This is a genomic window from Agrobacterium pusense, from assembly GCF_013285525.1.
In the GTDB taxonomy this organism is placed as follows: Bacteria; Pseudomonadota; Alphaproteobacteria; order Rhizobiales; family Rhizobiaceae; genus Agrobacterium; species Agrobacterium pusense.
Genome location: NZ_CP053857.1, coordinates 1159094 through 1172364 on the forward strand (window position 1 = coordinate 1159094; position 13271 = coordinate 1172364).

Annotated in this window: 12 protein-coding genes; 1 reads left to right on the forward strand and 11 read right to left on the reverse strand. The window is 59.8% G+C overall.

Translation table 11 applies throughout. The features are described from left to right. Positions 1-15 precede the first annotated feature (15 nt). Positions 16-1056 carry a LacI family DNA-binding transcriptional regulator gene (locus tag HQN82_RS18925; protein WP_173615573.1) on the forward strand — a complete coding sequence of 347 codons (1041 nt, stop codon included), beginning with the start codon at positions 16-18 and terminating at the stop codon, positions 1054-1056. Positions 1057-1241: 185 nt separating this feature from the next. Here the strand turns inward: HQN82_RS18925 and ehuA are convergent, their stop codons facing one another. The 11 genes from ehuA to HQN82_RS18980 all read right to left on the reverse strand — a co-directional run bounded on the left by ehuA (position 1242) and on the right by HQN82_RS18980 (position 13165). After that, positions 1242-2021: an ectoine/hydroxyectoine ABC transporter ATP-binding protein EhuA gene (ehuA, locus tag HQN82_RS18930; RefSeq protein WP_173615574.1), complete on the reverse strand. Its 780-nt coding sequence runs from the start codon at positions 2019-2021 to the stop codon at positions 1242-1244. After that, positions 2018-2710: an ectoine/hydroxyectoine ABC transporter permease subunit EhuD gene (gene ehuD, locus HQN82_RS18935; protein ID WP_173615575.1), complete on the reverse strand. Its 693-nt coding sequence runs from the start codon at positions 2708-2710 to the stop codon at positions 2018-2020. The genes ehuA and ehuD overlap by 4 nt, the downstream gene beginning before the upstream one ends. Before the next feature lie 12 nt (positions 2711-2722). Further along, positions 2723-3388 carry an ectoine/hydroxyectoine ABC transporter permease subunit EhuC gene (ehuC, locus tag HQN82_RS18940; protein WP_035207452.1) on the reverse strand — a complete coding sequence of 222 codons (666 nt, stop codon included), beginning with the start codon at positions 3386-3388 and terminating at the stop codon, positions 2723-2725. Between the two features lie 60 nt (positions 3389-3448). After that, positions 3449-4300, reverse strand: coding sequence for an ectoine/hydroxyectoine ABC transporter substrate-binding protein EhuB (ehuB, locus tag HQN82_RS18945; protein WP_142858824.1), 852 nt, complete (start codon positions 4298-4300; stop codon positions 3449-3451). Between the two features lie 61 nt (positions 4301-4361). Then, positions 4362-5375 (reverse strand): N(2)-acetyl-L-2,4-diaminobutanoate deacetylase DoeB, encoded by a 1014-nt coding sequence (gene doeB / locus HQN82_RS18950; protein ID WP_173615576.1) that lies wholly within the window; start codon positions 5373-5375, stop codon positions 4362-4364. 4 nt (positions 5376-5379) lie between these two features. Then, positions 5380-6558: an ectoine hydrolase DoeA gene (gene doeA / locus HQN82_RS18955; protein WP_173615577.1), complete on the reverse strand. Its 1179-nt coding sequence runs from the start codon at positions 6556-6558 to the stop codon at positions 5380-5382. Further along, the gene (gene eutC / locus HQN82_RS18960; RefSeq protein ID WP_173615578.1) at positions 6555-7568 is read right to left on the reverse strand and encodes an ectoine utilization protein EutC; all 1014 of its coding nucleotides are present in this window, start codon (positions 7566-7568) and stop codon (positions 6555-6557) included. Before eutC ends, doeA begins: the two co-directional genes overlap by 4 nt. Then, positions 7565-8584 carry a hydroxyectoine utilization dehydratase EutB gene (gene eutB / locus HQN82_RS18965; RefSeq protein ID WP_173615579.1) on the reverse strand — a complete coding sequence of 340 codons (1020 nt, stop codon included), beginning with the start codon at positions 8582-8584 and terminating at the stop codon, positions 7565-7567. Before eutB ends, eutC begins: the two co-directional genes overlap by 4 nt. 67 nt (positions 8585-8651) lie before the next feature. Next, positions 8652-10100, reverse strand: a complete 1449-nt coding sequence (gene ehuR / locus HQN82_RS18970) for a MocR-like ectoine utilization transcription factor EhuR (protein WP_173615580.1) — start codon at positions 10098-10100, stop codon at positions 8652-8654. Positions 10101-10269: 169 nt separating this feature from the next. Continuing rightward, positions 10270-11673 (reverse strand): aspartate aminotransferase family protein, encoded by a 1404-nt coding sequence (locus HQN82_RS18975; RefSeq protein WP_173615581.1) that lies wholly within the window; start codon positions 11671-11673, stop codon positions 10270-10272. Between the two features lie 13 nt (positions 11674-11686). Continuing rightward, positions 11687-13165, reverse strand: coding sequence for an NAD-dependent succinate-semialdehyde dehydrogenase (locus tag HQN82_RS18980; RefSeq protein WP_173615582.1), 1479 nt, complete (start codon positions 13163-13165; stop codon positions 11687-11689). Between the last annotated feature and the right edge of the window lie 106 nt (positions 13166-13271).

The window sequence follows — 13271 nt, forward strand, 5'->3', positions numbered from 1 at the left end:
ACGATTGAGGGCGCCATGAATCGACCCACCATTGCCGATCTTGCGAGAGCCGCGGGCGTCAGCATCTCCACTGTCAACCGGCTGCTGCACGGTTCGAGCGCCGTACGTCAGGATACGATCGATCAGATTCTCAAGGCGGCGCAGGAGATCGGTTTTTATGGTCTGGGCACCATCAAGGACCGAAGGCGTGAGGCCTTGCCACATTACAGGCTGGGCTTCCTGCTGCAGCAATCCCACCGGCCGCTTTACCGCCTTTGGGGAGAAGGGATCGTCACTGCCGCACATCAGAGGCTGGAAAGCGTCATCGAGCCAGACGTGGTTTTTGAGGACGATCTTTCACCGGAGGCCGTTTCCGCCAATCTCCTGAAGATGGGGCAGTCCTGCAACGCAGTTGCGGTTGTGACTGCCGATCACCCGCTGGTGAGCCAGGCCATTGATGAGTTGCGGAGCAAAGGTGTTCCCGTGGTGACCTATGTGTCCGATCTGTCAGCGGCGAGTCGGGCGGGTTTTGTCGGAACCGACAGCTGGAAACGCGGCCGGACGGCCGCCTGGTTCCTCAGTCAGACCGTGAAAGGCGAGGGGGTGGTCGTGCCCCTGATCGGCAGCAACCGTTATCAGTGCCAGGATGTTTCAGATGCCAGTTTCCGTTCTTACATGCGCGAGAACACGCCGGAACTGCAGGTAGCGGAAACACTGCTGACCCATGAAGAGCCGGAAAATGCCTATGCCGTCATTCGGGACATCATTGCTGCCGAACCAGGACTCAGGGGGATATATATCAATGGCGGCGGCATATCGGGCGTCTTGCGGGCGCTCAGGGAGCTGCCTGCGGAGAAACAGCGCGGCATAAAGATCGTCTGCAACGATATCGGCCCGGAAACGCGCAAAGGCTTGAATGAGGGGCTGATTACCGCTTCGCTGCCACTGCCCCTCGACAGGATGCCGCAACAATTGATCGACGTGATGTTGCGGCGCATCGAGAACGCGGATTCGTCTTCCGTCGAACAGCGGATCGTGCCTTTTGAAATCCTGACGCCGGAAAGCATCTGGACATGATCGCAGGGTAACGGGAATTCAAAATCCCCGAACCGCGTGAAATCACCGATTGGGAAAAGCCAATCTACACCAAGGCCGGTGGTGCGCGCGCCTGTTACGATACGTGGTGAAGAATGGCAGCGGTCGGTGGCACGGTGCGAGAACGCGGACGCTTTTCGTAGTCGGCTTTTTATGGGCAACCATGTTTACCGCAAAACCGAAGAGAGAAACTCGCGGGTCCGCTCTTCTTTCGGCTCTCCGAAAATTTCCTCCGGCTTTCCCTGTTCGCAGATGCGCCCCTTGTCGAAGAAGCAGACCCTGTCCGATACCTCACGGGCAAAGCGCATTTCGTGGGTGACAAGCAGCATCGTCAGATCGTGCTCATGCGCGAGATCGCGGATGACGGAGAGCACTTCGCCCACCAGCTGCGGGTCCAGCGCCGAGGTCGGCTCATCGAAAAGCAATACACGCGGGCGCATGGCGAGCGAGCGGGCGATGGCGACACGCTGCTGTTGTCCGCCGGAAAGCTGAACCGGGTAATGATCTTTCTTGTCCGCAAGCCCCACCATTTTCAACAGTTCGATCGCACGCGCCTCAGCCTCTCCACGGGCGATACCCAGAACACGCACCGGCGCCTCCACGATGTTGCGCAGCACGGTCATATGCGGAAAGAGATTGAAGCTCTGGAAAACCATGCCGACGTGGTTGCGGATCTGGCGCAGGTGTTTTTCCGAGGCCATGAAGGCCCCCTTGCCTCCCGGCTCATGATAGGACATGCCAGCCAGCGTCAGTTTTCCCTCCTGGAAGGGTTCGAGTGTCATGAGAATGCGCAGGACTGTCGACTTGCCGGAGCCGGAAGGGCCGATGAGGGTGACTTTTTCACCCTTCGCCACGCTGAAATTGAACTGGTCGAGCACCGTCAGGATGCCGAAGCGTTTCGTGACGTCGGAAAACTCGATCAGCGATTGATTGGTGGTGTTGGTCATCGCAAGGGTATTCCTGCTTTTGGGAGCGCCCTTTGCAGGCGGCTGAGGCCTGCCGAGCAGATTATGGTCAGAAGGAGGAAGATCAGGCCGACAAGCGTCAGCGGCACCAGATATTCGAAGGTGCGTTCGCCGATCATATTGGCAAGCCCCATCATCTCGAGAACCGTGACGACTGATAGCACCGGCGTTTCCTTGATCATGGCAACGAGATAGTTGCCCATGGCTGGGACGATGCGCGGAATGGCCTGGGGAATGATGATATCGCGATAGGTTTGCATGCGCGTCAGGTTAAGCGCGGTCGCCGCCTCCCATTGGCCATGGTGTATCGCCTCTATGCCGCCGCGATAGACCTCGGAAGTATAGGCCGCATATTGCAGGCCGAGCGCCAGCGCGCCGGTCAGAAACGCGGGCAAGATGATGCCGAAATCCGGAAGCACATAATAAAGAAAGAACAGCTGCACCAGAAGCGGCGTATCGCGCAGGAATTCGACAACCAGCGCAGTCGGCCAGGAAATCATCTTTACCCGGCTGCGGCGCAGCAGCGCAAAGACAAGTCCCAGAACCAGTGCGATGGCAAAACCGGCGGCGGCTGCCTTCAGCGTCACGGTCAGGCCGATCAGGATGATGGGCAGGATGGAGGTCGTGTAGGTAAGCCAGGTCGTCGTGTCCCATTCGTAACCATACATCATGAGAAGATATCCTTACGAATGGCGCGTGCGCGGGAAGACATTGCCGCGCCGCACGAAGCGTTCGATCACCCGGATGACGACCATCAGGATCAGCGACATCGCGAAGTAACAAAGCAGCGTGACCGAATAGATGCTGGCGCTGTCCAGCGTCAGGTTGCGGATCGACTGCGCTGCGAAGGTGAGATCGGCAATCGAGATCAACGAGACGAGCGAGGAAAGCTTTAGTGTCTCGATGGCCAGATTCCCGAAAGCCGGCATCATTTCAACGATCGCCTGTGGCAAGGAAATGCGAAAAAGCGTCTGCATGCGTGTGAAGTTCAGCGCGCGTGCGGCTTCCAGCTGCTGCACCGAGACGGAGGACAGCGCGCCGCGAACGATTTCCGCGCCGTAGCCGCCAGCGTGGGCGGCAAGCACCAGCACGCCTGTCGTGATCGGATCGAAGCTCAGTCCGACCAGCGGCAGGGCATAATAAAACCAGAAAAGCTGAACCAGCAGCGAGGTGCCGCGGAACACTTCCGTATAACAGAGCGCGATTGCCGACAGGATCGGTCCGCCCTCGACCCGCAGAATGCCGAAGAAGAAGGCGAGCACGGTGCCGACGACAAGTGCTGCCACCGTAATCGTCATGGTGACGACGGCGCCTTGCCATAACATCGGCAGATAGGCAGTCATGTCCATCTGGAGTTTTCCCGAATTCCCGAGGAACGGCGCCCGGTTATGCCCGGGCGCCGGCTGGCATTATTTGCCGGCGCAGAGATCGGCGACCTTCTTTTCGGCCGCTGCCGCGATGCTCTGTTCGGAGAGGCCGTATTTGGCGAGGATTTTCTTGTAGTCGTCGGTCTTGCGGAATTCGACCAGGGCAGCGTTGAAGGCGTCACGCAGCTCCTTGTCTTCCGGGCGGAAAGCGAAACCGCCATAGTTTCGTACCGGCGCATCCTTCACGACCGGATCGGTGAAAGGTTCGACCTGTTCGACATTGGCCTGACCCTTGGCGAGTTCCGAAACCGTCAACTCCGTTGCCGCATAGGCGTCGGCGCGGCTCTGCACGGTTGGGATGGCATCGGCATTGGCTGGGATGAAGACGATCTGTTCTTCCTTCACGCCAACGGCGCGCAGGAAGTCGACATTGTTCGCGCCCGACACGACGGCCACCTTCAACGAAGGGTCCTTTGCGATATCGGCGTAGGTGGTCAGCTTTTTCGGATTACCCTTTTTCACCAGCAGGCCTTCGCCATAGGAGGAGTTCGGCTCGGTAAAGGCAACCTGCTTGCAGCGCTCGGGCGAGATGTTCTGTTCCGCGGCCGCAAAATCGAAGCGACGGGCCTTGAGGCCGGGGATCAGCGTGCCAAAGGGCGTCACCGTCCAGTTGACTTCTTCGATGCCCATCGATTTCAGAACCGCATTGGCCACATCCGGGCCGATGCCGGCGGAGGTTCCATCCGGCTGCATGTAGGAATAGGGCACCTCATTGGCCGTGGCGGCCCGTATATAGCCCTGGCTTTTGACTTCTTCGACGGTGAGCGCGCTGGCTGACGTCACGCCGATAGTAAGGGCGAGGGCGGAAAGGCCGGCAAGTCTTGTCATACGCATGTTCTAACTCCTCTGGTTGGGTTGCGTGGTCCGTTTTCGGATCTCACGGTGTTTCTTCTGGCTAGGTGTTCTCCGTGACCGTGGCGATGACGGAAAGGCAGTCTCCAGCCTTGATAAGGCCGGGAACGTGGCGCGCGGCAAGCACACCACTGATGGAGGCGCGGTAATCGACAGGCGCGAGGCCGGTTTTGCCAATCGGATAGACCCGCGCGATTGTTTCACCTGCCGTGACCGCGTCTCCCAGATCGCGAACGAAGACAACGAGACCGTCGTCTTCAGCAAAAGTGAAGCAATCACTGGAGGGCATATCCAGCCAGCGGCTTGGCGCGGGAATGGGCGAACCGGCCAATATACCCGCATGGCGCAGCAGATTGATGGTGCCCCTGCGGGCGATATTGATCGATTTCGCGCTCGCCGTGCCGGCCCCGCCGAGTTCGGTGGTGACAAAGACCTTGCCCATTTCCTCGACCGTCGTGTCCAGCATGCCGACGGCGTCGATTTCCAGCATCTTCATCGAATAGGGGGCAGCAAAAGCGGCCACGGCATCAAAGCAACGGCTTTCCTGAGTTTTGTCGGGCAACTCGTGCGCCGCTGCATAGGGCAGGAAATCAAGCGTCCTGCCGCCGGAATGAAAATCGAGAACGACATCCGCAAGCGGTATCAGATGACGGGTGACGTAGTCGGCGATCTTCTCTGTGACGGTACCGTCAGGTCGGCCGGGAAAGCTGCGGTTGAGGTTTCCCCGGTCGATGGGTGAGGTGCGTGTACCTGCGCGAAAGGCCGGGTAGTTGAGTGCTGGGACAATAATGATGCGGCCTTTCACTTCGGCCGGATCGAGCGTCTGGGCGAGTTCGAAAAGCGCCGCCGGCCCCTCATATTCATCGCCGTGATTGGCGCCGGTCAGAAGGGCGGTCGGCCCCTCACCATTAGCGATAACGCAGATCGGGATCATCACCGAGCCCCAGGCACTGTCATCGCGGCTGTAGGGCAGCCGCAAATGACCGTGTTGCACGCCCTTGGCGTCGAAATCGACGGAAGGCGTGATCGGGGAGGGGCGAAGCGCGGTCTTCAACATCGTCTTAGCCCTTCACGAAGAGTTGCCGCGGCACATTGGAAAGGCATTCGACACCGGTTTCAGTGATTGCGATGCTCTCGGTGATTTCGAGCCCCATGTCTTCCAGCCACAGGCCGGTCATGAAATGGAACGTCATGCCGGGTTTCAGCTCTGTGCGGTCGCCGGGGCGGAGGCTCATGGTGCGCTCGCCCCAATCAGGCGGATAAGAAAGTCCGATCGGATAGCCGGTGCGGTTGTCCTTAATGATCCCGTATTTTTTCAACACGGCAAAAAAGGCATTGGCGATGTCTTCGCAGGTATTTCCGGGCTTGGCTGCGGAAAGACCGGCCTCCATGCCCTCGAGCGTTGCCTTCTCTGCGTCGAGGAATGCCTGTGTCGGCTTGCCGAGAAAGACGGTGCGTGACAGCGGGCAATGATAACGACGGTACGCGCCTGCGATTTCGAAGAAGGTGCCTTCGCCCGAGCGCATTGGCTTGTCGTCCCATGTCAGATGCGGCGCGGAGGCGTCGGCACCGGAAGGAAGGAGCGGCACGATGGCGGGATAGTCGCCACCAAATTCGGCGGTACCACGAATGCCGGCATCGTATATTTCGGCCACGAGATCGCATTTGCGCATGCCCGGTTCAACGACGTCGACAATGCGCTTGTGCATCAGTTCGACGATCTTGCCTGCCTTGCGCATGTAGTCGAGCTCGGTCGGGCTTTTGACAGCACGCTGCCAGTTCACGAGGCCGGCGGCATCCTTGAAGCGTGCGTTTGGCAGATGTTTGTTCAGCGATGCAAAGGCTGCTGCCGAGAAATAATAATTGTCCATCTCGACGCCGACCGTCAGGCTGGACCAGCCCCGTTCCTCGATGATCTCAGACAACAGGTCCATCGGGTGCCGTTCGGTCGATTGAACATAGTGATCGGGATAGCCGATGATATTGTCGTGGGCGAGGTATGCCGTGCGCCTGGCTCCATTGGCATCCTGCTTGCGACCGTACCAGATCGGCTCTCCTTCCGGCGGCACCAGCACACATTGGTGGACGTAGAAGGACCAGCCGTCATAACCCGTCAGCCAATGCATGTTGGACGGGTCGGTGACGACAAGCAGGTCGATACCGGCACTTTCCATGGCTTTACGGGTTTTAGCCAGGCGCGCGGCATATTCCTCGCGCGTAAAGTTCAGCGTTACACTCACGCTGCGTCTCCCATTTTTACGCTGTTTTCGATGACTTGGCCGCTGCCCACGTCTTTAGCGCGGGCAAAGGCGAGATTGGCGATGGCTGTGTCCTGCACGCCGGTGCCGGTCAGATCGGCAAAGGTGATGTCTTCGTTCGAGAGGCGGCCCTGTGACTTGCCGGCAATCACGTCCCCAAGCTCGGCGAAAGACTGATCTGCCGCAATGCGACCGGCGGCAATGGCGTGATGCAGCTCCCCGAGAATGCGGGTCTGCGACAGCCGGTCCGCGACATAGACCGCCTTGGCGAATACGGCGGGATCGATCTCGTTCTTGTGTTCGGCATCCGATCCCATTGCGGTCAGATGCTGGCCTTGTTGCAGCCAGTCGGCTTGCAGGATTGGCTTTTCGGCCGGTGTCGTGGTGACGATGATGTCAGCGTTTCGCACTGCTGCCTCTGGATCGGCCACGGCGGACACTTCGATGCCGTGCTCGCTCGCAAAATCGCTAGCGAGCTTCTCAGCCTTGTCATGGTTTCGTGCCCATATCCGCGCAGCTTTAATCGACCGCACCAGCGTCAAAGCCTCTAGCTGCAGACGCGCCTGCATGCCCGCCCCGAAAATGGTCGCGACGGACGCGTCCTTTCGCGCCATGTGCCGCGCCGCGACTGCGCCAGCCGCAGCGGTGCGCACATCGGTAAGATAACCGTTGTCGAGAAGCAGGGTCTCCACCAGCCCGGTCCTTGCGCTGAAAAGGATCATCAGCCCGTTGAGGCTTGGCAGACCAAGCTTCGGATTGTCGAAGAAGCCGGGGCTGACCTTGATCGCAAAGCCGTCGAAACCCGGCACATAGGCAGTCTTAACATCCACTTCGCCGCGAAATTCGGGAATATCGAGCCGGAGGATCGGCGGCATGGCGACAGCTTTGGTGGCAAGGGCGGCAAAGGCCTGCTCCACGCAGTTGACCGCGGAAAGGTCGAGCTTAACGACGGCGCGCAGTTCTTTTTCGGTCAGGATGGTGATGCGGCTCATGCGGCTCCCCCGTCGATGATAGTCTTGTGGAGCGCCGGATCGATGTTTCCGCCCGATACGATGATCGCGGTCGGGCCGCTGATGTTGACCTTGCCCGCCACCACGGCAGCGAAGCCTACGGCGCCTGCGCCTTCCACTGTCAGGCCTTCCTCGTGCGCCGCATGGCGGATGCCTGCTGCGATCTCGTCTTCGGAAACCAGCACGATGTCATCAAGCAATGCCTGGCAAAGCGCAAAGGTCACACGGTTCGCCAGTCCGATCCCGCCGCCAAGCGAATCCGCCAGCGTCTCTTCCTCCTGGACCGAGACGGGCCGGCCGGCTTTGACCGACGCATGCATGGCCGCACCTCGCTCCATGGAAATGCCGATGACCCGCGCCTCCGGCTTCAGCGCCTTAACCGCGACGGCGATGCCGCCCGCGAGACCGCCGCCCGAGAGAGGAATGACAATTGTCTTGAGGTCTGGCATGTCTTCAATGACTTCGAGGCCAATCGTGCCCTGGCCAGCCACGACGTCGGCATGATCGAACGGCGGGATAGCGGTGAGCCCGCCGCTCTTGGTCAGCCGCTCCACTTCCTCCTGCGCGTCATCCTGCGACCTGCCAACGATGCGGATCTCTGCGCCAAGCGCGCGGATCGCCTCCACCTTGTTTGCCGGCACCAGCGCCGACATGCAGATCGTGGCAGGAATACCCAGTTTCTCTGCCGCATAGGCCACCGCCCGGCCATGATTGCCGGTGGAGGCGGTGACGAGGCCCCGCTGGCGCGTCTCGTCGTCAAGAGAGAGAACGGCGTTCATCGCGCCGCGCAGCTTGAAGGCGCCGATAGGCTGAAGGATTTCAAGCTTCAGATGAACGGGATAACCAACGCGTTTCGAAAGATTGTCCGAGCGAACCAATGGTGTTCGCTCAATCCTTCCCTCAAGCCGCACCGCAGCCTGCTCGATCGCTTCCAGTGAGACCGGCAGCGGGTTCTTGTACGTCGATATGGAAAGGTTTTCGCTCTTCATGATTGTCATGTTGTGAGCGAAGTAAAATCATGTCAATTATTATATTGTAATGATTCAATGATTTCGGGTGGCAGCCTCAGCCGATCGAACCGATATCGTAGACCGGCGGCAGTTGCTCGAAGGTCTGTCGCACCGTGGTCAAAGCCTTGATAAGGCTCGCATGGTTGAGGCGGCCGCCGAGGCATATGCGGATGCCGCCGCCATGGCCGGGACCGGCAATGAATGGTTCTGATGGAGTAACCGCGACATTCTGGTTCGTCAGCGCGCGTACAAGGCCGTCCTCCGTCCAGCGCGGCGGAACCTTCAGCCACGCGCAGAAGGAAAGGGGATGGGTCGAGGCGATATGCTGGCCTAAGATATCCACGGCAATTTTCTGCCGCGCCCGCGCTTCGGCGCGCTGCACATCCAGCAGCCGCAAGGCAGTGCCGTTTTCGACCCAGCGCGTCGCTATTTCTGCGGTGAGATAGGTTCCGCTCCAGCTCGACACCCGCAGGATGGACGCGGCGCGGATGGAGTAGGCCGGCGGCACGACAAGATAGCCGACGCGCAGCCCCGTCAGGACCGCTTTCGTGAAGCTGGTGACGAAAAAGCCGAGATCAGGCAGCATTTCAGTGATGGATGGCAGATCATCCTCGATGATCGGGCGATAGACTTCGTCCTCAATGACAAAGATGCCATAACGTTCAGCGATCGCGGCGATCGCCTGCCGTCGCGCTGGGCCAGACACATGCCCCGTGGGATTGTTGAGGGTCGGAATGAGCACCAGCGCTCGCACACCTCCGGCTGCGCAAGCGGCCTCCAGCGCGTCCGGTAAAACGCCCTCTTCATCGGTCGGCAGGCCCTTGAGACTGAAGCCGAGGATGTTCGACAGGCCGATAATGCCGTGGTCCGTGAGGTTCTCGCAGAGAACCACGTCGTTCGATCGAATGATGCAGCTCAGGGCAAGGAAAATGCCGTGGGCTGCGCCGTTAGTAACGAGGATACGTTCCGCACCGGCGGTCACGCCCATCATGGTGAGCCAGGTTCGGGCGGTTTCCCGGTGGCTGTCGAGGCCGGCCACCGGCCGGCAGGGGCGCATGAAACCCGAATTGTCACCATCGGCCAATTCACGAAGGATGGCGCGTGAGGCGTTTTCATGCTCGTCGAGATAGACGCCGCGGATAATGGAGAGATCGAGGACCTCAGTCGGGCTGTGGTCGAGCATCATGCGGCCCGCCCGGTCCGTCACCCGTGTCTTCACGAAGGTGCCTCGGCCGATTTCGCCGCTGAGATAGCCCAGCCGCTCGGCCTCCTTGTAGGAGAGGCTGACGGTCTGGACGGAAAGGCCGAGTTCACGGGCGAGGTCGCGATGGGTCGGCATGCGGTCCATCGGCTTCAGAAGGCCGGCGTCGATATCGGCGATGATGCGTTCGGTCAGTGCCGAATGTTTCGTTTCGCCCTTCTGCTTGGCGAGAACTGGCCGCCATGCCACCGGTTTCGTTGCGTGAACCGGATCGAGGCTGAGCGGATTGGCTTGACGGCGCATGAAATTGTCTCGTTTTAGACGAAGATGATTTCATGACATTATGCACGGTTCGGCGAAAAGATGAAGCCTTATGCAGCGTGGATGACAATTGCATCCAAAACAGGCGCAATCGTCATCTCCCTGCTGTCCGGACGTGCAGTTCCCGGGTCCGGTAAACGCTGGCTGGTGATCAGATTTTTTCGCCAGCCTGGACCAGATCATCCATGACGCTGCGGACGGCGGCTTCGGCGATGGCGATGATCTCGTCCACCTCCGCCTTCGTCGTGACGAGCGGCGGTGCAAAGCCCAGAATATCGCCATGCGGCATGGCCCGCGCAATAAGGCCGCCATTGCGTGCCGCCTTCGAAACTCGCGCACCAACCGCAAGACCCGGTGCAAAACGTGTCTTCTTTTCCCGGTTCGCCACGAATTCGATGGCGCCCATCAGGCCCACGCCACGCACCTCGCCGACGATTGGAAGCTGTGCGAACCTTGCCTTCAACTGCTCCTGAAAATAGTTGCCGACGGCCCGCGCATTGCCCGGCAGGTCTTCCTTTTCCACGATATCAAGCACGGCGTTTGCCGCAGCCGCACCGATGGGATGTCCGGAATAGGTGTAGCCGTGCGAGAAGGCGCCGACGCGATCAGCGCCGTCCTCCATCACCTTATAGACTTTCTCTCCTACGATCGCGCCGGAGAGCGGGAAATAGGCTGATGTCAGCCCTTTGGCGACAGTGATCAGATCCGGCTCGATGCCGTAATGTTGCGAGCCGAACATGGAGCCTGTACGCCCGAAGCCGGTAATCACCTCATCGGCAATCAACAGGACATCGTATTTTTTGAGAACGTCCTGTATCGCTGGCCAGTAGCCTTCCGGTGGCGGCGTGATGCCCCCCGTGCCGAGCACCGGTTCGGCAATAAAGGCACCGATTGTGTCGGGGCCTTCGCGCAGAATGAGCGCTTCCAGTTCGTCAGCGCGCCGTTTTGAGAATTCCAGTTCTGTTTCACCGGCTTCAGCGCCCCAATAATGGTGGGGGACGCCGGTGTGCAGCACGCCAGCGCGCGGCAGGTCCATGTGGTCGTGATAAAAGCTCATGCCGGTCATGGAACCGGAAACGACGCTGCAGCCGTGATATCCCCGCTCGCGGGAAATGATCTTCTTCTTCTCCGGCTTGCCGCGCAGATTGTTGTAATACCAGACGAGCTTGGCCTGGGTCTCGTTGGCGTCCGAGCCGGACATGCCGTAAAACACCTTGCTCATCTTGCCGGGCGCCATCTTCACCAGCCGGTCGGACAGGATCGCCAGTTCGTCGGTCGTGTGGGCGGCGTAGGAATGATAATAGGCGAGCCGATAGGCCTGACGGGAAATGGCTTCCGCCACCTCGGTGCGACCGTAACCGACATTGACGCAATAAAGACCGGCAAAGCCATCGATCAACTGCTTGCCGTGCGCGTCCTGAATGCGGATGCCTTTGCCGGTTTCAACGATGGTCGGTTCCCCGAGCTTGCCGCTGGCGAAGTCTTTCAGCTGCGTGAAGGGGTGCAGAACCGCATTTCGATCCATTTCCGCGATATTTTTGATGTCGATGGTCATAGGCGGGTTCCTTTCAGGCAGCCAGATTGCCGAAGCAGACATATTTGGGTTCAAGATATTCCATCAGGCCGTGGCGCGAGCCTTCGCGACCGAGGCCGGATTGTTTCCAGCCGCCGAAGGGAATTGGCGCACCGGTGAATTTCGGCGTATTGACGGCAACCATGCCGTATTCCAGCTGGTCGGTCAGGCGCATCGCCCGGCCCAGATCGTTGGTGTAGACATAGGCCGCAAGCCCCATCTCGGTTGCATTGGCGCGGCGGACGACCTCACTCTCATCATCGAAGGGAAGGATGGCGGCCACAGGCCCGAAGGTTTCCTCACGTGCGATCAGCATGTCGTCAGTCACATCAGCCAGCACGGTTGGCGTTACGAAATTGCCTCCGAGCGGACTGTCCTGCCCGCCGCAGACGAGGCGCGCGCCGGCGGAGAGCGCCTGTGCGATCTGCTGACGGCACTTTTCGGCGACCGATGGCCGTGTCATCGGCCCAATGTCGATGCCCGGTTCAAGGCCGTGGCCAACGGTCAGTCTGGAAGTTGCGTCGGCAAACTGATCGATGAAGCGGTCATAGAGCGCTCGCTGAACATAGATGCGATTTGCCGCCAGGCAGTCCTGGCCAGATGTAGCGAATTTGGCGCTGATGCACCCCGCCACCGCTTGAGAAAGATCAGAATCCCCAAATACGATGAAGGGCGCATGACCACCCAGCTCCAGCGACGCTTTCTTGACGGTTGCCGCCGACTGGGTAAGGAGCAGCCGCCCGACCTCCGTCGAGCCAGTGAAGGAGAACGCCCGCACATCGGTATGCTCCAGAAGACGACGCGCCAAAGGCGCGGCTTCACCGGGCAGTACCTGCAATACGCCGGCCGGCATGCCTGCCTCCTCCGCAAGTTTTGCCAGAGCCAGTGCCGAGAGTGGAGTTTCGGGTGCCGGCTTGACGATCATGGTGCAACCGGCGGCAAGGGCCGCTCCTGCCTTGCGGGCTATCATGGCTGACGGGAAGTTCCATGGCGTGATCGCTGCCGTTACGCCGATCGGCTGCATCCGTACGGAGAGATTGCCACCTTTCAGGTGGCTCGGTATTGTCTCGCCATAGGATCGCTCGCCTTCGCTCGCGAACCAGTCGAGAAAATTGGCCGCGTAGGAAATCTCCCCTAGCGATTCTTCCAGCGGCTTGCCCTGCTCGGCGCTGATGATAGTGGCGAGATCGCGCGCATTGTCGCGCATCAGTCTGCCCCAGCTCCGCAGGATGTCGCCGCGTTCTACTGGCAGCGTCTCGCGCCAGTGAAGGAAGGCTGCGCTGGCGGCCTCTATGGCGGAATCGACATCATCGAGAGAGCAGGCGGTCACATCCACGAGATGGTCGCCGCCTGCTGGGTCGATAACGCTCAGCCCCTCGCTGCGCTCCACCCATACCCCGTCCAAAAAGGCGCGGTGCTCGATCAGATCGGGCCGGCGAAGGTTCTTCAACGCGGCGCTGGCAATACCTTTCATGAATATGCTCCGTTTTCATTTGCGTGGAGCTTAGCGTCGCTGCATGATCGATCTCCGGCATTTATTTCCTGCTTGACGCAGAAATAATGCTAATTTTACCCGTATA

Excerpts from the sequence above, each read along its gene's own strand:
- eutB (WP_173615579.1), bottom strand. The coding sequence starts at position 8,584 with ATGACAATCATGAAGAGCGAAAACCTTTCCATATCGACGTACAAGAAC.
- ehuA (WP_173615574.1), bottom strand. The coding sequence starts at position 2,021 with ATGACCAACACCACCAATCAATCGCTGATCGAGTTTTCCGACGTCACG.
- ehuB (WP_142858824.1), bottom strand. The coding sequence starts at position 4,300 with ATGCGTATGACAAGACTTGCCGGCCTTTCCGCCCTCGCCCTTACTATC.
- HQN82_RS18975 (WP_173615581.1), bottom strand. The coding sequence starts at position 11,673 with ATGACCATCGACATCAAAAATATCGCGGAAATGGATCGAAATGCGGTT.
- ehuD (WP_173615575.1), bottom strand. The coding sequence starts at position 2,710 with ATGATGTATGGTTACGAATGGGACACGACGACCTGGCTTACCTACACG.
- ehuR (WP_173615580.1), bottom strand. The coding sequence starts at position 10,100 with ATGCGCCGTCAAGCCAATCCGCTCAGCCTCGATCCGGTTCACGCAACG.
- doeB (WP_173615576.1), bottom strand. The coding sequence starts at position 5,375 with ATGTTGAAGACCGCGCTTCGCCCCTCCCCGATCACGCCTTCCGTCGAT.
- ehuC (WP_035207452.1), bottom strand. The coding sequence starts at position 3,388 with ATGGACATGACTGCCTATCTGCCGATGTTATGGCAAGGCGCCGTCGTC.
- HQN82_RS18925 (WP_173615573.1), top strand. The coding sequence starts at position 16 with ATGAATCGACCCACCATTGCCGATCTTGCGAGAGCCGCGGGCGTCAGC.
- HQN82_RS18980 (WP_173615582.1), bottom strand. The coding sequence starts at position 13,165 with ATGAAAGGTATTGCCAGCGCCGCGTTGAAGAACCTTCGCCGGCCCGAT.
- eutC (WP_173615578.1), bottom strand. The coding sequence starts at position 7,568 with ATGAGCCGCATCACCATCCTGACCGAAAAAGAACTGCGCGCCGTCGTT.